General features: G+C 43.0%; 20 protein-coding genes and 2 pseudogenes. 10 read left to right on the forward strand and 12 right to left on the reverse strand.

Features of this window, described 5'->3' with window-relative positions; translation table 11 throughout:
• Positions 1 to 102: 102 nt before the first annotated feature.
• From LC653_RS38195 to LC653_RS46540, 5 genes are all read right to left on the reverse strand, one after another.
• Positions 103 to 387 (reverse strand): hypothetical protein, encoded by a 285-nt coding sequence (locus LC653_RS38195; protein WP_229500517.1) that lies wholly within the window; start codon positions 385 to 387, stop codon positions 103 to 105.
• A 31-nt stretch (positions 388 to 418) separates the two neighbouring features.
• Complete coding sequence (locus tag LC653_RS38200; protein WP_229462205.1) at positions 419 to 1,123, reverse strand: Uma2 family endonuclease; 705 nt, start codon at positions 1,121 to 1,123, stop codon at positions 419 to 421.
• A gap of 63 nt (positions 1,124 to 1,186) precedes the next feature.
• Entirely contained in the window at positions 1,187 to 1,366 is a 180-nt protein-coding gene (locus tag LC653_RS38205; RefSeq protein WP_308189211.1) for a zinc ribbon domain-containing protein, read from the reverse strand.
• Positions 1,335 to 1,412 carry a helix-turn-helix domain-containing protein gene (locus LC653_RS47625; RefSeq protein ID WP_372478276.1) on the reverse strand — a complete coding sequence of 26 codons (78 nt, stop codon included), beginning with the start codon at positions 1,410 to 1,412 and terminating at the stop codon, positions 1,335 to 1,337. The genes LC653_RS38205 and LC653_RS47625 overlap by 32 nt, the downstream gene beginning before the upstream one ends.
• A 283-nt stretch (positions 1,413 to 1,695) precedes the next feature.
• The gene (locus LC653_RS46540; RefSeq protein ID WP_267923378.1) at positions 1,696 to 1,827 is read right to left on the reverse strand and encodes a hypothetical protein; all 132 of its coding nucleotides are present in this window, start codon (positions 1,825 to 1,827) and stop codon (positions 1,696 to 1,698) included.
• A gap of 715 nt (positions 1,828 to 2,542) precedes the next feature.
• Here LC653_RS46540 and fbp point away from each other — a divergent pair.
• The 8 genes from fbp (at position 2,543) to LC653_RS38240 (ending at position 10,982) form a co-directional block, all read left to right on the forward strand.
• Positions 2,543 to 3,592 carry a class 1 fructose-bisphosphatase gene (gene fbp / locus LC653_RS38210; protein ID WP_229500519.1) on the forward strand — a complete coding sequence of 350 codons (1,050 nt, stop codon included), beginning with the start codon at positions 2,543 to 2,545 and terminating at the stop codon, positions 3,590 to 3,592.
• A 314-nt stretch (positions 3,593 to 3,906) separates the two neighbouring features.
• Positions 3,907 to 5,052, forward strand: a complete 1,146-nt coding sequence (gene tal / locus LC653_RS38215) for a transaldolase (protein ID WP_229500520.1) — start codon at positions 3,907 to 3,909, stop codon at positions 5,050 to 5,052.
• A gap of 171 nt (positions 5,053 to 5,223) precedes the next feature.
• Positions 5,224 to 6,753: a glucose-6-phosphate dehydrogenase gene (gene zwf, locus LC653_RS38220; RefSeq protein WP_229500543.1), complete on the forward strand. Its 1,530-nt coding sequence runs from the start codon at positions 5,224 to 5,226 to the stop codon at positions 6,751 to 6,753.
• A 132-nt stretch (positions 6,754 to 6,885) separates the two neighbouring features.
• Positions 6,886 to 8,235 carry a glucose-6-phosphate dehydrogenase assembly protein OpcA gene (gene opcA, locus LC653_RS38225; RefSeq protein WP_229500544.1) on the forward strand — a complete coding sequence of 450 codons (1,350 nt, stop codon included), beginning with the start codon at positions 6,886 to 6,888 and terminating at the stop codon, positions 8,233 to 8,235.
• A 146-nt stretch (positions 8,236 to 8,381) separates the two neighbouring features.
• On the forward strand, positions 8,382 to 8,519 hold the full coding sequence (locus tag LC653_RS38230) for a BrnT family toxin (RefSeq protein WP_229500522.1): 138 nt from the start codon (positions 8,382 to 8,384) through the stop codon (positions 8,517 to 8,519).
• Positions 8,520 to 8,655: 136 nt separating this feature from the next.
• Positions 8,656 to 8,736 carry a BrnT family toxin gene (locus LC653_RS47630; protein ID WP_372478277.1) on the forward strand — a complete coding sequence of 27 codons (81 nt, stop codon included), beginning with the start codon at positions 8,656 to 8,658 and terminating at the stop codon, positions 8,734 to 8,736.
• A gap of 317 nt (positions 8,737 to 9,053) precedes the next feature.
• The gene (locus LC653_RS38235; protein ID WP_229500524.1) at positions 9,054 to 9,254 is read left to right on the forward strand and encodes a hypothetical protein; all 201 of its coding nucleotides are present in this window, start codon (positions 9,054 to 9,056) and stop codon (positions 9,252 to 9,254) included.
• A 114-nt stretch (positions 9,255 to 9,368) separates the two neighbouring features.
• Positions 9,369 to 10,982 carry a cobyrinic acid a,c-diamide synthase CobB gene (locus LC653_RS38240; RefSeq protein ID WP_229500526.1) on the forward strand — a complete coding sequence of 538 codons (1,614 nt, stop codon included), beginning with the start codon at positions 9,369 to 9,371 and terminating at the stop codon, positions 10,980 to 10,982.
• A gap of 93 nt (positions 10,983 to 11,075) precedes the next feature.
• Here LC653_RS38240 and LC653_RS38245 read toward each other — a convergent pair whose 3' ends face one another.
• The 3 genes from LC653_RS38245 to LC653_RS38255 all read right to left on the reverse strand — a co-directional run bounded on the left by LC653_RS38245 (position 11,076) and on the right by LC653_RS38255 (position 13,055).
• Entirely contained in the window at positions 11,076 to 11,594 is a 519-nt protein-coding gene (locus tag LC653_RS38245; RefSeq protein ID WP_229500528.1) for a GNAT family N-acetyltransferase, read from the reverse strand.
• Between the two features lie 466 nt (positions 11,595 to 12,060).
• Complete coding sequence (locus LC653_RS38250; protein WP_229500530.1) at positions 12,061 to 12,516, reverse strand: hypothetical protein; 456 nt, start codon at positions 12,514 to 12,516, stop codon at positions 12,061 to 12,063.
• A gap of 101 nt (positions 12,517 to 12,617) precedes the next feature.
• Entirely contained in the window at positions 12,618 to 13,055 is a 438-nt protein-coding gene (locus LC653_RS38255) for a Crp/Fnr family transcriptional regulator (protein WP_229500532.1), read from the reverse strand.
• 1,030 nt (positions 13,056 to 14,085) lie between these two features.
• Between LC653_RS38255 and LC653_RS38260 the strand changes: the two genes are divergently transcribed.
• Both LC653_RS38260 and LC653_RS38265 read left to right on the forward strand, forming a co-directional pair.
• Positions 14,086 to 14,760: a cadmium resistance transporter gene (locus tag LC653_RS38260; RefSeq protein WP_229500533.1), complete on the forward strand. Its 675-nt coding sequence runs from the start codon at positions 14,086 to 14,088 to the stop codon at positions 14,758 to 14,760.
• A gap of 247 nt (positions 14,761 to 15,007) precedes the next feature.
• Positions 15,008 to 15,646 (forward strand): pentapeptide repeat-containing protein, encoded by a 639-nt coding sequence (locus LC653_RS38265; protein WP_229500535.1) that lies wholly within the window; start codon positions 15,008 to 15,010, stop codon positions 15,644 to 15,646.
• Positions 15,647 to 15,820: 174 nt separating this feature from the next.
• Here LC653_RS38265 and LC653_RS47635 read toward each other — a convergent pair whose 3' ends face one another.
• The 4 genes and pseudogenes from LC653_RS47635 to LC653_RS38280 all read right to left on the reverse strand — a co-directional run bounded on the left by LC653_RS47635 (position 15,821) and on the right by LC653_RS38280 (position 20,063).
• Positions 15,821 to 15,946 (reverse strand): DUF4351 domain-containing protein, encoded by a 126-nt coding sequence (locus LC653_RS47635; protein ID WP_372478278.1) that lies wholly within the window; start codon positions 15,944 to 15,946, stop codon positions 15,821 to 15,823.
• Positions 15,920 to 16,231 (reverse strand): annotated as a pseudogene (locus LC653_RS38270) (hypothetical protein); the annotation flags it as partial. The pseudogene LC653_RS38270 and the gene LC653_RS47635, both read right to left, overlap by 27 nt.
• Positions 16,232 to 16,608: 377 nt before the next feature.
• The gene (locus LC653_RS38275) at positions 16,609 to 19,077 is read right to left on the reverse strand and encodes a single-stranded-DNA-specific exonuclease RecJ (RefSeq protein WP_229500537.1); all 2,469 of its coding nucleotides are present in this window, start codon (positions 19,075 to 19,077) and stop codon (positions 16,609 to 16,611) included.
• A gap of 322 nt (positions 19,078 to 19,399) precedes the next feature.
• Positions 19,400 to 20,063, reverse strand: a pseudogene (locus LC653_RS38280) (GNAT family N-acetyltransferase).
• Between the last annotated feature and the right edge of the window lie 540 nt (positions 20,064 to 20,603).

Genomic DNA, 20,603 nt, shown 5'->3' on the forward strand with positions numbered 1-20,603 from the left:
ATATAGCCAAAAATCTTTAGTCTACTTCAGTAGACTTTAGCTATCAGCCTTGAACTTTAGTTCGAGGCGGGTGAGGAAGCTAACAGTTAAGCTACTTTTAGCTTAAGTTGACACCAATGGGCATTGCCGTGCCCCTACCAACGTATTTGTATCATTATTAAAGTGAAATGGTATAAGGTGCGATCGCCACCTTACCCTTTCATTGAAAGCGACGGGAAACTCCATCCCGCAAGTGGCGTGTTCCGGGACAGTCGCCCCGCCGCTTGGGCCAAACAGGGGATTGGGCATTGGTAGTTTCTTCCCCATGCCCGATGCCCGATTCCCCATGCCCAAAAACTCCATCCCGCAAGTGGCGTGGAGTTTTTTATATTTAAAACCGAACGGCAAAATGACAAACTTTTACGCCAACGCCAATTATTTAGAGATTATTCGGGTTGATTCCCTTCTGTTCTAATCTAGCTAAAAGTTCCTGAAGCTGTTGTTGTGTTTGCTCTAGTTGTTGCTGTTGCTCAACTGTCACTTCTTCTGGTGTTGAGTATCTATTACCACTTTCCTCATACCAATACAACCATTCTCGCGTAATTCCTTGGTAGGTTCCCCGTTCACGTCCAATGCCTAAACCAATTTCCGGCATCCAGATTTTATCGCCTGGTTGTAAAATATATTCACCATTAACTAAACGATAAACTTCTAAACGCTGACGCTTACGACGTAAGCGGGTTGGTGCATAAATGACATAATACAAAATGCCTAATTGGGCATAATCTGCTTTCTTTTGTTCGTATTCAAAATTGTAAGTTTGGGAAACAATTTCTAAGGATAAGATTGGGGAAATGCCATCTTCTTCCCAAAGTACATAACTAGAACGCCCATTTTCTCCAACAAAACGTTCTACACCCAAACTTAAAAACCCATCGGGAACAATGGCAGGTTTATTGATTGTATAATAAATTCCCATGTTGATCCCAAAGAACCAATCATCACGGGTTTGCCAAATAGCAGCTAATATCGCTAACAATAAGTTGGGAATTAATATTTGCAGTTCGTTATCCACAGGCGTATCATCAGAATCTGGCAATTCTGCTGATGAAGGTAGGCACTCTAATGGATTGTAGTTGAACATAAGCAGTTCTCAATCCCAATTGTTGACATCCTCCCCGGCGTAAACGCACGGGGATTCCAAGAATCACTTCTTAGATTTTTCTGCTTCATAGCAACTGCCATCAGACTCATGCCTATCCGGTCTTACGTTCGCTCCACAGACTTTCACCGCAAGTCCTACGGCGAGTATGTTTTTGGCTGCGTTCACATCCCGGTCATGGTGAGCGCTGCATTCAGGGCAATGTTTCTTGCTCAGAAGTTGGATAGAATCGGTACTTAAAACTGCGTTGTGTCATCCTTACAGGGAGCATCCCAAATGTGTAAGTTATATCAAACCCATGTTATGAATTGTCATTGCGAACGCAACGTAGTGGAGTGAAGCAATCCCATCTCTTGCGATTGCTTCACTACGCTACCGCTTCATTCGCAATGACAAACATATTCTTGCAAAATTGGGATGCTCCCTCCTTACATTATATCAGACTTCCTGTAAAAAAGGCAAACAAGTTAATTAAAGCCGTGCTAGAAGCACGGGGTTTTAAACCCATTTTTCTGATAAATTCTCAGGCGGGATAGGCTCTTTCAAGATATAACTCACCCTAAATGCAGAAACTGTCCTGGCAACATCACGACTGAAGTGGTTCCCGTTAAGTCTGAAGTGGTTCCCGTTAAGTCTGAAGTGGTTCCCGTTAAGTCTGAAGTGGTTCCCGTCACAACTGATATCATGTCCGCTTGATTACTTAGAACCTATTGCAAAAGTCCCTAACACCCCACCCCCAACCCCTCCCCGCTTGCGGGGCTACGGTGTACACACAAGTCGAATTACCCCCCTTAATCCCCCCTTGTAAAGGCTACGGTGTACACACAAGTCTTGTCATCTTTATTAAAAAATCTCGCACTGCGTTTCTATCCCGCCTCGGAATGAATTCCGAGTCTCATAGCTGAAGTCCACTTAAGTGGACTCAACGAGAAATTTAGTCCACTTAAGTGGACTTCAGCTATGAGCCCTGAACTTTAGTTCTGGGCGGGATGTCAGTGAGTGTGACAGTTTAACTCTGACAAAATGTGGGTAAAAAAGTTGAAACCTATGTGGACAGCACTTATGTGTACACCGTAGGCTTGCGGGGAGGGGAGCGTTTGCTTTACTCAAATGCGGGGTGGGGTTCTTTATTTTTGATTTATGCAAGAGGTCTTTACTAAACCACAAGAACCCCAAAGAGCCAAAGCTACGCTTCGTCTCCCCTCTACGGTCTACACACAAGTCGAAGTAAACTACGTATCTAGGGTCTGAGTGCAGGAGTCATTGAAAATTCATTTCTTTAGTTTATCTAAAGTCGCATCTAAGTTATCAAATTACCTTTCTAAGATAGAAGCAGCAACCATAAGTTGCCATACACGACTAAAACCCAATTAACAGCTAGTGGCTGCGGAGAACATAAAAATGGCTAAAGCGCCAGATTCAATAGAATCGTCTATCAATGAAATTACAGACAAATCCTTAGATCGTGATTGTACAACCTTATCGCGTCACGTCTTACAGCAACTTCAAAGTTTTTCGCCAGATGCACAGGATTTAAGTGCGCTGATGAATCGCATCGCCCTAGCCGGCAAACTGGTTGCTCGCCGCATGAGTCGCGCTGGTTTAATGGAAGGCGTTCTCGGATTTACTGGGGAAGTTAATGTCCAAGGAGAATCCGTCAAAAAGATGGATGTCTATGCCAATGATGTATTTATCTCAGTTTTTAAGCAAAGCGGCTTAGTCTGTCGCCTAGCTTCTGAGGAAATGGAAAAACCCTACTATATCCCGGAAAATTGCCCCATTGGTCGCTATACTTTGCTGTATGACCCAATTGATGGTTCATCCAACACTGATAATAATCTCAGCTTAGGTTCCATTTTCGCCATTCGCCAACAAGAAGGAACTGATAGCGATGGTAAGGCAACTGACCTCCTCACCAACGGTCGTAAGCAGCTTGCTGCTGGATACATCTTGTATGGCCCTTGCACGCTGCTGGTTTATACTATAGGTAAGGGCGTTCATTCCTTTGTCCTTGATCCTAGCTTAGGAGAATTTATTCTCACAGAAGAAAATATCCGAATTCCTAAGCACGGTTCTGTTTACAGCGTGAATGAGGGTAACTTCTGGCAGTGGGAGGAATCAATTCGAGAATACATCCGCTACGTTCATCGCACAGAAGGCTACAGCGCTCGTTATAGCGGCGCAATGGTGAGCGACATCCATAGAATTTTGGTTCAAGGCGGTGTGTTTCTCTACCCAGGCACAATTCAAAACCCAGAAGGGAAATTGCGCTTGCTTTATGAAACCGCTCCTCTAGCCTTTTTGATTGAGCAAGCAGGCGGTCGTGCTACTACAGGATTGGTAAATATCTTGGATGTAGTGCCGAAAAAATTGCATCAACGCACACCTTTAATTATTGGTAGCAAAGAGGATGTAGCAAAGGTGGAGTCTTTTATTCAAAACGGACACTAGAAGACAATTCGTAATTCGTAATTCGTAATTCGTAATTCGTAATTACTGTTACGTAAGGGTTTTAGACGTTTTATAAGAGTGACTTATTTCTTCTGTGCTGTACTCTCATCTGCCATTAATTAAAAGTTAATCATGGTGATTTAAGATTGGCGATGCAGAATAGCACTTCTTGAAGATGTATTAAAGATTATCTCAGCTGGCCGATGCGATAAGTGATTGGCAACGCCACAATTCAAAAGTAAGCATCAAATTTTGATGGGTTTTGCCAACTTACTTAGAAACATCACTATACAGGAGTGAAACAAATTAGAGCTATGTCTACCAATCATCTACTAGAAATTAACCAATACGGTCAAAGTATCTGGATGGATAATTTGAGCCGTGACATTATTCAATCAGGCGAACTCAAAGAACTAGTTGAAAATCAAGGCATCTCTGGGATTACCTCTAACCCAGCTATCTTTGAAAAAGCGATCGCAGGTAACGTCATTTATGATGCCGATATAGAAACCGGAGTTCGTGCTAATTTACCCATAGACAAAATTTACGAATCCCTAGTTTTTGCAGATATCCGTAATGCTTGTGATATTTTACGCCCTGTTTATGAAGCCTCGAATAGACTAGATGGTTATGTGAGTATTGAAGTACCGCCAACTATCGCCCATGATACTGAAGCAACAATAAGCGAAGCCCGGCGCTATTTCCAAGAAATTGGTCGGGAAAATCTGATGATTAAAATTCCCGGTACAGAACCTGGTTTGCCAGCAGTGGAGCAGGTAATAGCCGAAGGGATGAATGTTAATATTACGTTGCTGTTTTCTGTAGAAAGCTACGTAAACACAGCTTGGGCATATATTCGTGGCTTAGAAAAACGTCTGGCTGAGGGCAAGGACATCAGTAGAATTGCTTCAGTCGCTAGCTTCTTCCTCAGCCGGATTGATAGCAATATTGATGCGAAAATTGATGCTAAGTTGAAAAAAGGCGTTGATGATATTGCTGTGGAAGCAAAGCTAAAAGCTGTTAAAGGAAAAGTAGCGATCGCTAACGCTAAGATTGCCTACCAAGAATACAAGAAAATCATCGAGAGCGATCGCTGGAAAGCCTTGGCAGAAAAAGGGGCCACAGTACAACGGCTACTTTGGGCTAGTACTAGCACCAAAGACCCCAACTACAACGACGTGATGTATATCGAAGAGTTGATAGGGCGAGATACCGTTAACACCGTACCACCAGCGACGATAAAAGCTTGTGCCGATCATTGTAACGTAGGCGATCGCTTAGAAACAGATGTAGATAATGCCTACACCCTGATCAAAAACCTCAAAGATCCCGACATCAACATCGATCTTGATACCGTAATGGATGAACTGTTAGTTGACGGTATTGACAAGTTCATTCAGCCCTTCCAGTCCTTGATGAACTCTTTAGAAGACAAGATCAAGGTATTGTCACCAGTGTAAGGGCTGGGGAGTGGGGAGTGGGGAGTGGGGAGTGAGGGAGATGAGGGAGATGAGGGTGACAAGGGGAATAACCAATGCCCCATGCCCCATGCCTCATGCCCCATGCCTCATGCCCAATACCCCATGCCCCATGCCCAATCCAAAATCCCAAATCCCAAATCCAAAATTCCTATGGTTAGTCTGCTAGAAAATCCCTTGCGCGTTGGTCTGCAACAACAAGGGATGCCCGAACCCCAGATTATAGTTATCTTTGGCGCTTCTGGTGACCTCACCTGGCGCAAACTAGTGCCAGCACTTTACAAATTGCGGCGAGAACGGCGTATACCGCCAGAAACTACTATTGTCGGCGTAGCGCGTCGAGAGTGGAGCCATGAATACTTCCGTGAACAAATGCAGAAGGGCATGGAAGAGGCACATCCTAATGTCGATTTAGGGGAACTTTGGCAAGACTTCTCTCAAGGTCTGTTCTACAGTCCTGGGGATATAGACAACCCCGAAAGCTACAAGAAACTAAAAACCTTATTAAGTGAATTAGACGAAAAACGGGGCACGCGAGGTAATCGCATGTTCTACCTCTCAGTTGCCCCCTCATTCTTTCCCGAAGCGATTAAGCAGCTAGGAAGCAGTGGGATGCTAGAAGATCCCTACAAACATCGTCTAGTAATTGAAAAACCCTTTGGTCGGGACTTGGCTTCTGCCCAAAGTCTTAACCAAGTGGTACAGAAATATTGCAAAGAAAACCAAGTATACCGCATTGACCACTACTTAGGTAAAGAAACAGTCCAGAATTTGCTGGTATTTCGTTTTGCCAATGCGATTTTTGAACCGTTGTGGAATCGTCAATTTGTTGACCATGTGCAAATTACTGTGGCAGAAACCGTAGGCGTGGAAGACCGGGCTGGTTACTATGAAAGCGTCGGCGCACTGCGGGATATGTTGCAAAATCACCTCATGCAACTTTACTGCTTAACCGCGATGGAAGCACCCAACGCAATGGATGCCGATAGCATCCGCACAGAAAAAGTGAAGGTACTCCAAGCTACTCGTTTAGCTGATGTTCACAATCTGTCGCGGTCAGCAGTCCGTGGTCAGTATAGTGCTGGCTGGATGAAAGGTCAAGCAGTGCCAGGGTATCGGACAGAACCAGGCGTTGACCCCAACTCCACCACACCCACCTACGTAGCGATGAAGTTTTTGGTGGATAACTGGCGCTGGAAAGGTGTTCCTTTCTACTTGCGGACTGGAAAGCGGATGCCGAAAAAAGTGAGTGAGATTTCGATTCACTTCCGCGAAGTTCCATCTCGGATGTTTCAATCTGCTGCCCAACAGACAAACGCCAACATTTTGACGATGCGGATTCAGCCAAATGAAGGAATTTCCCTACGTTTTGATGTCAAAATGCCTGGGGCAGAATTCCGCACCCGTTCCGTTGACATGGACTTTAGTTATGGTTCCTTTGGCATCCAAGCAACATCCGATGCCTACGATCGCCTATTCCTTGATTGTATGATGGGCGATCAAACATTGTTCACACGGGCGGATGAAGTAGAAGCAGCTTGGCAAGTAGTAACACCAGCCCTTTCCGTTTGGGATGCACCCGCCGATCCTACTAATATTCCCCAGTATGAAGCCGGTACTTGGGAACCAGAACAAGCAGAACTCTTAATTAACCAGGATGCCCGTCGCTGGCGCAGACTGTAAATATTAGTCATTAGTCATTAGTCATTAGTCACTAGTAAAAACAAATGACAAATACTTCGGCTTCGCTCAGTACAAGTGACAAATGACCAATGACAAATGACAAATGACAAAATCCAAAATCCAAAATCTCCTATGGCTCTCCAAGCTTCTACAATTTTCTCACTCCAGGCACCGAAAGATATTTCGCTTAACGAAATAGATGCCGAACTCAATCAAATTTGGCAAAGTTACGGTATTCCTGGCGAAGACGGTGGACTTCCCAGTGCTACTAGGGCAACTACATTTACTTTAGTGGTCTACGAACCAGAAGAAACTCAGTATTTGTTGGCTGCTTTGGGATTTTACAACGGCCCAATTGATGGGATTTTAGGGCCACAGATGACAGCAGCATTGCGGGAAGCGCAAAAGAAACATAGTCTGCCACAAACTGGAACAGCAACACCAGAAACTCTGACTGTATTACGAGAAGAATTCGCTAAAGGTCAGCGAGGAGAACATGCTGCTGCTGGGTTAAATAGCGGCAGCCCCAGAATTGCCGATGAAATCGCTCTCCGCAACCCCTGCCGCATCATTGCGCTATTTCCCATTGCTGGCGAAGATGAAGGGGTTAAGGCTCAAGTTTCTGCCTATTGCCCCATCCAAAAGCAATCGTCAAGCACACTTATCTGCTGCGAATACATCACTCTCAGTGGAACTGCTGCTGCCTTAGAACGCATCGGTGGTATGATTCCGGCCTTGTTGATTGGCGGCTTGCCAAAGTTTCTCTGGTGGAAGGCAACACCAGACCCTAACAACGGTCTATTCAAGCGCCTAGCAGCAGTCTGCAATAATGTGATTGTGGATTCTTGCAACTTTAACGAGCCAGAAAGTGAATTACTCCGCCTAGAAGAGTTGGTAGAAACGGGTGTACCTTTAGCTGACTTAAACTGGCGTCGTCTCGCATCATGGCAGGAATTGACAGCTGAGGCTTACGACTCACCTAACCGTCGCGCCGCCCTCAAAGAAATTGACCGCGTTACGATTGATTACGAAAAAGGCAATCCCGCCCAAGCTTTGCTGTTTTTGGGTTGGCTGGCAAGCCGATTACAATGGCAGCCAGTTTCTTATGAAAAGGAAAGCGGTGATTACGACATCACTCGCATCCGTTTTATTGCTCAAGAGCAGCGACAAGTAGAAGCAGAGTTAGCAGGAGTTCCGGTTGCTGATGTGGGCGATATTGTTGGCGACTTGATTGCCCTGCGCCTCAGTTCGACAAATCCCCAGGCAGACTGTGGTACAGTTATCTGCTCAGAAACTGGTGGTTGTATGCGGATGGAAACCCACGGTGGCGCTCAATCCGCCGGTCTGTTTCAACAGGTGACTTCACTTTCGGAACAAAAGGCGGAAGCTTTGTTGAGTCAGCAGGTGCAACGCTGGGGCCGCGAGTCACTTTTTGAAGAAAGCCTGGGAGTGACAGCAAATATTTTCAAATTGGCGAATTAATTTAGACCTAACCCCCCTACCCCCCTTCCCGACGCGGGAAGGGGGGAATTTTTTTAATTATTAAAGTGAATGGCAAGGAAAATTTAATTTATAAAGTAGTGAAGATTGTCTATTAAAATATTTTGTATCTTTGTTAAAAAAGAATTATGGAGTTTGAATTTGACCATAACAAAAGTGCAATTAATAAAATTAAACATGGCATTGATTTTATTGAAGCACAGAAACTTTGGACAGATGCAAATTTTATTGAAATCCCCGCACAACAGATGAGCCTCGGTTTCTAGTTATTGGTAGGACTTACGCACAGGTAACGGAAAATCGAACCACAGAAACACAGAGAACACGGAGAAATAAGAGTTTGAAAGGTATTTTGCGTAAGTCCTGATTGGCAAGATTGCTGGAAAATATTGGTCAGCAGTCATTACTTATCGTAGTGATAAAATAAGAATTATTTCTGTTCGTCGCTCTCGTGCTGAAGAGGTAAATATTTATGAAAGCTGAAGAATTTGATGCTAAGTTCGATAATGGAGAAGATATTACGGAGTTTATAGACTTATCTAACGCACATCGCCCAGGCTATGAGCAAAAAAGAGTTAACTAGTTCCGTGGGTTTAAGAGGATGAATGAACAAGTCTAATTTATTACTAGCCCTAGCGACTAGAAGTCGCGGCTACACGAGACAAAACCTACCTCCGTGGGTTATAAAACCCTTGATTTTGCATTCAGTCTACGGAGGTAGACTTTGATTGTGTAGTAGCGAATTCTATTCGCCTAATACTTTTCAAACATCCTCTAAGTCCCCCGGTTAAATAAAAATTTTGTTTTGTGTTGGGGTTAAATCCCCATTACAAAACAAAATTTACGAATTACGAATTACGAATTACGAATTATTTAATATTGACTTTCCCATTTGGATGATTAAAGCCTTAGAACATGAAGCCAAGCGTTTAGGAGTGACATCTGATTCTATTATTAAATTATGGCTGGCTGAACGTCTTGATAAAATTATTACTGATTAGCATAAAAGCAATGATGTTCATAAAATAAATAATTCAATATTTTTGTTTGACTTTGATTTAATTTAATCTTACTAACATAGCTGACTATTTAGTTTAACCAATCAACAATTATCCATGTCTGTAATCATTGCTGGAGAACGTAGTGGGGTGGGCAAGACAACAGTTACGCTCACCCTTTTAGCATCTTTACGTCGTCGCGATCGCCTGGTACAATCTTTCAAGGTAGGCCCAGACTACATTGATCCAATGTTTCATCAACACGTAACTGGTCGTCCTTGTCGCAATTTAGACCCAGTGTTAACTTCCGAAGCCTACGTTCAGCAATGTTTTGCCCGTCATAGCCAACTGAGTGAATATGCCCTAGTCGAAGGGGTGATGGGGTTATTTGATGGAGTGAAGGGGAGTAGGGAGTGGGGAGTGGGGAGTGGGGATGAGGGAGCAGGGGAAGAAGAATTATTGATTAATGCCCAATGCGCCATGCCCAAGGCCCAATGTCCAACAGACTTTGCGAGTACGGCACACATCGCACGGCTTTTGGATTTACCTGTGGTGTTGGTGATTGATTGTAGTCGTTTATCGGGTTCTGTAGCTGCGATCGCTCACGGCTATCGGTCTTTTGATCCCCGAATTAAAATAGCTGGGGTAGTATTAAATCGCGTCGGGAGCGATCGCCATCTTTCTCTACTGAAAGATTCTCTTGAACCCTTACAATTACCTATTCTCGGTGTGCTGCGGCGTCAAGATAACATCACAATTCCCGATCGCCATTTGGGTTTAGTCCCCACAGCAGAACTTCCCGAACTCAATGCTTTAATTAATCGCCTCGCCGATTTAGGAGATACCTGCTTCGATTGGCAACACTTATTACCTTTATTAAAATCAGAACCACTCCCCAGTACAGACGCGATTAATCGCGTCTCTCCCCAATACTGCTCGGTTAAGGTGCATAGTCATTGGAGATCCCCCTTAGTCCCCCTTAAAAAGGGGGAAAATAAGGCATTTTTAGCCCCCCTTTTTAAGGGGGGTTGGGGGGATCGACTCTTAACCGAGCAGTATTGCGTCTCTCCCTACTCCTCATCCCCCTCATTCTCAGTCAGGATTGCAGTAGCCCGCGATCGCGCTTTTAATTTCTACTACCAAGACAATCTTGATTTGCTGCAACAACTTGGTGCAGAACTGGTTTTCTGGAGTCCCTTAGAAGATGCTGCAATACCAAAAGATGTGCAGGGAATGTATTTTGGCGGTGGTTTCCCAGAAGTTTTTGCCCAGCAATTAGCAGAAAATACTAGCGTTCGTGATGCCGTGAAAACAGCTATTCTTCAAGGAATGCCGACAGTTGCCGAATGCGGAGGATTAATGTATTTATGTAAGCAAATTATCGATTTTGAGGGGAAATCTTGGTCGATGGCGGGAGTTTTACCCCCATCTGCTGTAATGGGTAAGCGTTTAACTTTGGGCTATCGTCGTGCAGTCGCTTTGCAAGATAATCTGTTAGTCAAGGCAGGTACAACTATTTACGGACATGAGTTTCATCGTTCCCATTTAACCTTAACTCCTACTCAGCCCCTATTTGAAACTTCTCGCTACGATTGTGACGAAAATATGGGATGCGAGGGATGGGGTTTACCTGCAAATGTTCACGCTTCTTATGTGCATTTGCACTGGGGAGAAAGTGGAGAAATTCCCCAGCAGTTTCTTAAAGAATGTCTGAAAGTAGCACTTTCATGAACGTGGATTTAAGCAAGCGCAAAACCCAGTTGAATGAATTTAAAAGTATCAGAGAATGTTTTTATTATGGAAACCTACGCTTCAAAAAAAACCTCAGAAGGTCAAGCGGTAAATGAATTCATCAGAAGGTTTACCTTTAACAAACTCTGCGTTTCGATTGATTTTGTGCAATTGGAACCCAAGCCTCTCGACCACTTTACGGGAGGCAATATTGTACTGGTTTACCGACGCGTGTAGTGTGGATAAGCTAAAGCGTCGTTGGGTTTCGGCGATGGCTAGAGAATTGTAAATGTTAGCGTATCCCCGGTTCTGGAAACCAACAAATGTCATAAAGCCGATTTCCGCATATTGATCATCAAAAATACCTATCTCGACAACACCAACGTGTTGGTTTTGGGGAGTTATCGCAACCCATTTCAGCCAGATCATAGTCTCGTTATCGGGTGATTTTTCTAGCGCGGCAAACTTGAATTTTTGTTTAACCTCCATGAGGGTTGGGATTTGCTCCTCAAGATATTCGTACAGATGTGGGTTGCTTATATAGGAGTACAGGATCTCGGCGTGTTGTTCCGTAACCTTTTCTAGGCGCAAGATTACCGCGTCTGTTGGCATGATTTTTCTGATTCTCTTTTAAGTAGGTAGGCGTAATTAAACATAAGATAAAACCTCACCCTCAATCCCTCTCCTTACTAAGGAGAGGGAAGCCGGAGGCAGGGTGAGGTTGGGTGCATCCCAGTTTTTATTTTGCGGTTAGAGAATAAAATCTGAATCTCCGCAGAATGGATGGTTTGACAATTAGTACTTTTGCACCACTCAAAAAAGTGGGATGCTCCCGTGAGGTTTTATATTTAATTTGACCCACTTACTTATAGACATCTCGTGAAAAAGAATGTAGAGACGCGAAAGCATTGCGGGACGTTAGCGTAGCGGGGCGTTAGCGTAGCGGGGCGAAGCACAGCCCAGTACAATTTCGCGTCTCTACAAGGGTTCTGGATAACGCATATTTAATTTCTACCAGATGTCTATTAGGATTTGGCGACCAGATCCACTATTTTTACGCCGACTAGCGATAAACTTACTAACATTTATAAACACTACCATTATTAATATCTCTTTCAGCTTTAAAAATGTTTTCAAAAGAATAAAGATTGAAAATTGTCTTATGTTCTCGATACTGATGATTATCTCCACAACCTACCTGAATATCATCAATAGACCAATTGGCAAAACCGATTCCCTTCAAGTCCTTTAGAACTATGCGTATTCCCGGCATTTGGGCTGTTCCTGTTCTCCAACCTTTGGAAGTAATGTAATAGGACAAAGTGCCTTGAATTTGGTTATCATTCAACTTAATTAAGCTTAATTTCATGTCATCAAAAATAAAATGTTCTTGACCTCTATCAAGTATATTGCTCAAGATCCATTTATTATTCCATTTATTAACTTTGCTGAATGAGTCTGGAGTTTCTATGGGTTTAGAAGGTTCTAGCCTCTCATAACAAGAAGTTGTCGCTTGTTCTTGAATAGTACTCATATTGATTTCACACCCGTCTGCTAACAGTGTTGAGATAAACGACTGTAATCCTACCCCAATAATGTGTTCTGTCGATACTATTCTTAATAAGTTGCTATAAATTAACGTAAGTTCGACACATTCATATCGTCGTTCAATCTGCGAATCAGACGGGATAACTCACGAATGATATTCACGGCAATTTCAGGAGTTTCTTCGATCGCATCATATAGCTGCTCTTGGGTCAGTTCTAAAAATTCGCAAGGTTCTAAAGTCGTTGCGCTGGCGGAACGAGATTGAGTATCAAATACTGCCATCTCACCAAAGTATTTTCCCTGTTCTACCTCTGCAAGTTGTTTATTACCGATGTGAACTTTAACTCGGCCTGACACAACAATATAGAGCGATCGCCCTTCTTCTCCCTGGCGAAAGATGGTGTAATTAGCTGGAAATGACAATTCGTTCATTACTGAAGTGAGCCGCACAATAAAATCATCCCGCAATTCCTTAAAAATTGGGACTCGCCGGACAAATAATAAACGGTCAACACTGGTTAGCATAATTACAAGTTAAATATCAAACATTACTGTAAATTTTAAAACTTAAGCCACGCGATTAGTCATATTAACCGATGTTGAACGCTAGCCGTCAAGAATATCTTAAACTTTACCAACAGAAAACCACTTACCATCTCTTCAATAGGAGCGATGCCTACGGCGGTAAACTACGCTCTTAAACTTCTCAAACTCAGTATTAGGTAGGACTTACGCATTGACAAGAAATATTAAATATGGATCAACGTTAAAAACTATATCTTTCGTAAGGGCACAGCATTGCTCATAGGTGTCAACTTAAGCTCAAATGCATGATGCACAGGCGTTTTACCCCCCTTAATCCCCCCTTAGAAAGGGGGGAAAAAGAAATGCAGTTCCCTCCCCTTGACAAGGGGAGGGTTAGGGTGGGGTAACGCGGGTCGTGATGGGAAGCCAGAGAACTGAATATCACGTCTTGACAAGGGTTTCACGTTAAGTTGACACCAATGAGCAAAGCTTAGCCCCTACAGCATGGTCTATTTCCGATCGCAGAATAATTAAGAAAAGCCTGAAAACTTCCTCAAGATAGGTAATGCACATCACGATGCATTTGTACAGTGCGTAACTCCTATTAGGTATTCTCTCGTTCCCATGCTCTGTGGCTGATTAGGGTTGCTGCTTCGCGTCAGACATTGAGTCAGAGTCTCAATGAATGCATTCCCATGCGGAGCATAGGAACAAGGAAACGAGGCAAACATATTGGTAAAGTTATTAATCACTTTTATTTATCGTTTTAAAAAACAAGAGTATTTGCTCTTATTTGGTTGTAAGCCATAATATTGACTTCATTAGCTCCCAAGGTACCTTGCTGAGAAAAAAAATCACCAATTTGATTAGAGGCGATAGCTTCTAAAAACTGGGGAACTGGCTAATGGCTAACGAACCGCGATCGGTTGTCGTTAGGTAAAAAACTCACAAAATCTTCTGAACTGCTCTCACATTGAGGATTCAGAGAAGGACTAGGACAAACAGCATTGAATTATCGTGAGCAACAATTATGAGTTGGCTAATTAGTACATTAATTATTGGAATCTCTGTCGCTTTTGCAACCACCTTTGACGACAATTTATATTTGACAGCTTTCTTCGGAAAAGTCAATCGCAGCTTTCGTCCTAAGCATATTGTTATCGGTGAATTTTTGGGATTCACTGCCTTAGTATGCGCTAGTCTCCCTGGTTTCTTGGGCGGTCTGATTATTCCCAGCACCTGGATTGGGTTACTAGGTTTGCTTCCCATCGCCATTGGTATCAGTAATCTTATCAGCCGAGAACAGGAACAAGAGACAGTGCAAGCTGTGTCAATTGACTTAACCTCTCCTGTCAAATCTGAACGCCAGAAGAAATCACTATTAGCAACCATCCGCGATCCTCAAACGTACCGCGTTTCTGCTGTCACCATTGCCAATGGAGGAAACAACATTGGGATCTATGTACCGTTGTTTGCCAGTAGCAATCTTCCAAGTATAGGTATAATTCTGTGTGTTTGCTATTTCACTGTTGGGGTGTGGTGCTTACTCTCTTACAACCTGACTCGTAATCCTCTCATGGCTCCCGTTTTAACTCGCTTCGGTCGGAAAATCTTCCCCTTTGTCTTAATTTACTTGGGACTCTCTATCTTAATTAAAAGTGAAACATATCGGCTTTTACCTAGTCTGGCAATGCTTTCTCATTAGGCATGAGGCGATTGCACCTGATCTGAAAACTCGAAATTCTTGATGGGTGCTATCTCCCAGATGTAACCAAAAAAATCAGCGATCGTTTCCCATCTCAAAAGATTTTTTAATCACTTGAATTTATCAATTTAAATCAAAATAATATTTGATGTTATCAATCAATTTATCTAAAGTGAGAATAAAGCACATTATTGATGGCTCTTATAAAAGCAAGCCCAGCACTACGAATCATCATAGGAAGGAACTAATGAATAAACCAAATCCAAAAAAATTAACTCAGTGGATCGTAACAGCAGTATTTCTGGTACTTGTAGCAGGATTTTCGCTCCTTGACCAGCAAGGAGTTAGAGCTTTAACACTAACACCATCCATACCTACGGAATCTGAACTAGCTCCAGTAATATCTCCGCTTACATCGCCAATGGAGTCTGTTACTGCCCCAGTAATATCTCCAGTTGCATCGCCAATAGTGTCTGTAGCAGAAAACGTTAGACGTTTATTACAAACCAATGAATGTGTAAGATGTAATCTAACTGGAGCAATGCTAAAGGACGCAAATCTGCAAGCGGCAAACTTGGAGGGTGCTAACTTACAAGATGCAGACTTAGAAAGGGCTAATTTACAACAAACAAATTTACAAGGAGCAAACTTTCAAGGAGCAGATTTAGGCAAGGTAAACCTTTTGGGAGCAAACCTTGTGGGAGCAAACCTATTTGATGCAGACCTAGAGAAAGCTAACCTGTTGGGAGCAAATCTGCAAGCGGCTAACCTACAGGGCGCAGACTTGGAAAAGACAAATCTTACAAATGCAAACATCCAGGGGGTTAACCTGATGGGGGTTGATTTGGAAGATGCAATCAGACCAGAAGGATTCACTGTTCAGTAATTAAACTGAAGTTCTCTGTGCAAATTTAATAAACAATTTCAAAAGCCTGATTCAGTAATGAATACAGGCTTTATTTTTTAAAACTTGATTTTTGTCCCTTGACCCTTGACTCTTATACCAGAAGATATGTGTGCCAGTTTCGTAAGTCCTGAACTATTTCCATCAAGAAATATTCTACGCTGTTTGATTTGCTTCCAACCAGTTAAGTAAATCCTCAATGGTTGTAAAATCCAATAAAGCCTCGCCAAGTGCTTCTAATTGCTCTAGGGAAAGACGCCATGTCGGATCGGTATCGCACAAAATCGCCAAACTCATGGCAGGTTTCGCAAATCTGTCAAAAATTCGCAGGTTGTAGGAAAACATTCTTTCGGCAAAAGTATCCTCTGATTTTGCTTGGATTTCTACATGGATTAATAGCCAAGTTTCTTGTCCTTGAATTTGCCAGACTTTAACTAATTTATCTGCATATCTCCTACCAAGTTCTGCTTCGCGGGCGATTTGTTGAAATTCCTTATCGAGAAATTCGTGGGGACGTTCCCAAGGGACTTCCAAGAAATAAATTATCCAATCTTGTGGGGTGGGCATCTTGCCCGCCTTTGACTATGGGCGGGCAAGATGCCCACCCCACAATAAATAGTTGTATATTTTTTTATTTGGAAGTCCCCAATTAATTAGTTCTGCTGTTTGGGGAAAGAAAAATTGCATTGCTTGGGGAAAGTAAGCTTCTAAAATTTATTTCCACGGGCTATCATTATCTGCTCTTTCCAGTTCCTCGGTCATCAGTTGATTGTTATACCATCTAGTAATCCTAAATCAACCTGAGTTCGACAAGTCTTATTTGACCTCTCCCCCAACCCCTCTCCGTGTCGGAGAGGGGAGCAAAAAACTTAATTTTTCGTTGCTCCTCCCTTTCCGTTTCGGAGAGGGAGGCTGGGAGGGAGAGGTTTGTCGAACTCACGTTTTTAAAAGTTTGTACCCATGTAATTGTCGGAACTTGCGATCGCTACAATAGTAGATAAAGGAACTTCAGCAAAATACTGTCGCTGAAATTGTTCTTCTCTGACAGCAGCTAAAAATCGTTCCACTGCTGCCTCAGCCAAGTTTTCTGCACTATCGCTTGAATGCCAGGTGATTTGCAAATAACGGTCTTGTCGTTTGACTGTGAACCCTAAATATTTTAAAGCTTTGATGCCTACAAGTAAGGTTTGGTCGGTGATGCCGATTTTCTCTAACAGTTGGACGCGGGTAACTAGTTGATTTGTGCGACTGAGATATTTGGCAATTCCTACAAGAGTCAGCCAAATTTGATTGGGTGGTTGGAGGTTGGGTTTAGACCAAGCGATCGCTAATTGTTGCGAACTACTTATCGTTAGACATCGCCGCAACCACGCGCGTAAATCATCCCAATTCGTCGGACAATTTTCAAGCAAGAGTGGGGGAGTCGGGAGAGACGCGGTTAATCGCGTCTGTACTTGGGAGTCGGGAGTGGGGAAGTTACGCCAGTCTAAGATGAGTGGTGTTAACGATAGCGGGGCGTTTAGCCCATTCAGAATGTTGAGTGCTGAGTTAACAGAAGAACGCACGGCAATTAATCTGATTTCATAACGTTTTTTGAAAGTGTTGTAGTCTAGTTCTGCTATGCAATCACACCTTCCTATGGGCAATTCATCTTTGTAATGTCCCCACCATATACCAGGAAAAGCACTTCTGCTGGAATCATCCCGAATGTCAAACTCGGTTTTAATGTACTGTACCTTTTTACCTTGCCAATCCTGCTGATTGCGATGCCAAGAATTTTCAAACCAGCAGTTTTGAATTAGCAATTTCGGAACAGGATTACCCATTCCACAAGGTTCTAGCAGCTTCAATTCCAAAAATAACTCTTTTCCTAAGTCTGCTACTGTTACCGTCAAGTCTGCTTGCACAGTTGGCGTTAGGGTTGTACTACCTAAAGATTGCCGCAACTGTTGATTAATCGCGGCTGTAAATAAAGGAATATTCTCCACTAACAAACTCAAACCTGCTGCAAAGGGATGTCCCCCAAAGCGATGTAACAAATGTGCTTGGTCTTTTACCAGTTGGTATAAATCGACAGAATTCACCGAACGGGCGGAACCCCTTGCTAAGGGAGTAGGAAGTAGGGAGTAGGGAGTAGGGGCGGAATCTTCTTCCCCACTCCCTAGTACAGACGCGATTAATCGCGTCTCTCCAGATTCCCCACTCCCTTCCGTACTTAACAAAATAGTCGGGCGACCTGTTTCTTGTGCTACTTGTCCAGCAACTAAGCCCAATACACCCGCAGGCCATTGGGCATCTTCTAAAACAATAACGCTGGTGGTTGATAAGTCTAATTGAGTAAGTTTTTGTGCTACTTGCGCTTGTACATCTTTTTGTAAAGATTTGCGGCGGGTATTTGCGAGTTCTGTAACTTCGGCTAGTTCGTTACAACGTTTGGCATCTCGACTAGTTAATAATTCAACGCAAAAACTAGCATCGCCTTGGATGCGGCTGACGGCGTTAATTCTTGGCCCCAAACCAAAGGAAATATCTGTGGGGCGATCGCCACTTTTTTGGCACAATTCTAATAATCGCCCCACCCCCGGACGCCGACGCGCTGCTGCTGGCTGTTGAAAATCTGCTTGCAGTCGTTGAATTCCCATCTGTGCTAAATAGCGACAATCTCCACTTAACTGCACTAAGTCGGCAATTAATCCTACTGCTACTAAATCTAATAAATCCTCTAACGGATGTTTTGCAATATTAGGCAGACTTTGATATAATGCTTCCACTAACTTATAAGCTACTGCTACCCCAGAAAGATTAAACAGTTGATGTTCTCTGGGCAAATAACGAGGATTAATAATTGCTGCGACGGGTGGGCGTTCCGTGGGTAAGGTGTGATGGTCTGTAACTATTACCTCTATACCTAGATGTTTGGCATAGATAATTTCCTCAATGTTTGTGCTACCTGTGTCGCAAGTAACAATTAATTTGCAACCTTGTTTTGCTAAGTTATCAATCCCTTGATTATTGAGTCCGTGAGATTCTTTCAGGCGATTGGGAATGTAATAAATTAACTGAGTATTTTGTTTAAAAAATTGCCCCAATCCATCCCAAAGTACAGATGTAGCGGTAATACCATCAGCATCAAAGTCTCCCCAAATGGCAATTTTTTCTTTGATGTTATATGCTTGTTGCAACCGGGCGATCGCTAAGTGCATTTCTTGCCCAAACTCAAACGGACTCGCTGGTTGATAAGCTTTGTGGTTGATAAAAGCTGTTAATTGTTGATGATCTTTAATTCCCCGTTGCCACAACAATTGTGCTGCATATATTCCACTTGATGCGGGTGTATGCTGTTTCACCGCTTGGATGAACCACTCCGGGGGTTGTTCGGTTGCTGCTATAGTCCACTGCTGTTGTTCTGGCATAAAAGAAAGTTAGGAGTTAGGAGTTAGGAGTTAAAAGTTGGAAACTGAAAAGTTAGAGGCTATTTATAAACAAAATATTAAGTAGGGTGTGTTATGGCGTAGGCTAACGCACCTTGAATTGTTGACGGTGCGTTGCGCGACAACGCACCCTACATTTAAATTTCTTAATATACCTTTAAATATTAGCGCCGACTTAACTTAGATTAATACGGATCAGTTAAGGCTTGATCCTCCCTAACCCTCCTTTTTAAGGAGGGAATTAGAGGATTTTATAAATAGTCTCTTTAACTCATAACTCATAACTCATAACTCCTAACTTTTATTAAATTGGGGATTGATCCTCGGTTGTTTGAGATTCACCTGCTAGAGGATTGAGGACTACTTCATTGGCGACGCTATCGGGTTTACGGGCGCGAATTGCTGGACGCGTAGGCGTAGCCCGTCGTAGACATCGCTTGTAACCTGCTCTTTCAGCTTTTTGGTGTTCGTAATCAATCAATCTGCCATAATATTCATGTTTGCTTAAATTCATCGACAAGAAAATATGCTGGCGGATATTACCAAAACCTTTGCGGTTAAAAAACTTTAACGCTGAAGCATTGGTAGGGTCAGTGTCTACCAGCATAAACCGCGCCCCATCTTCAATCATCCGGGCGACGACTTTATCAACCAACTTATCTGCTACTCCCCGACGCTGAAACTTCGGGCTAACTCCCAGCCATAAAATGTATCCATAAGTCCAGGATGCTTTGGTGATGATGGTTCCCAAAATGAATCCTGCTAATTCTCCGTCTGTTTCCGCCACAAGACAGTATTCTGGATCTGTATTGTACAGTCCAATTACTTCCCATTCGTCCCAGGTGCGGTATAAATAAGGATATAAATCGCTAGTAAATAACCCTTCTCCCAAGTGGTAAATAGGAGCAATGTCATCAATTCCTAATTCGCGCACATAAAATTGCTTCAGTTTCGTCAAAGCTTGGCATAAATTTAGAAGTTGTAATTTCTTTATACCCTTATTGGATTTTACAAACATCCTCTAATCTATCAATATGCTTGGGTTAAGAAGAATAGTAGGTTTGGTTGAGTGTAAGAGGATGTTTGAAAAGTATTTTTCGTAACACCAAAGCCTCGCAAACCTAACCCCCCGAGCAAGCCTTCCCTACGTTCGCGCAGCGTCTCGAAGAGAGGGAATGGGGGTTTCAAAGCCTCTCTCCGCTTGCCTAACGGCAGGCTGACGCCAACGGGGAGAGGAATGGAAGCGGGGTTTATAGTATACTTTACGATTTTTCAAACATACTCTAAGAGTTTTCCAACAAAGCCTTAATAATGTTGGGTTACCCTGCGGGGATCTTGCTACATTCCTCAAACGCCATTTGCTACCCTGCGGGAACGTTAAAACTGGAGTTTAGACTAAAAGCGATATGAGAGAACGCAAATCAAATGGAATTAGAGATTAAAAATATTATCTTGTCAGCCTCAAAGCATCCGCGACCTTTAACAATTCTGTAGTATATCTGCTCCAG

The sequence above is a fragment of the Nostoc mirabile CHAB5784 genome, from assembly GCF_020829645.1.
In the GTDB taxonomy this organism is placed as follows: Bacteria; Cyanobacteriota; Cyanobacteriia; order Cyanobacteriales; family Nostocaceae; genus Nostoc; species Nostoc mirabile.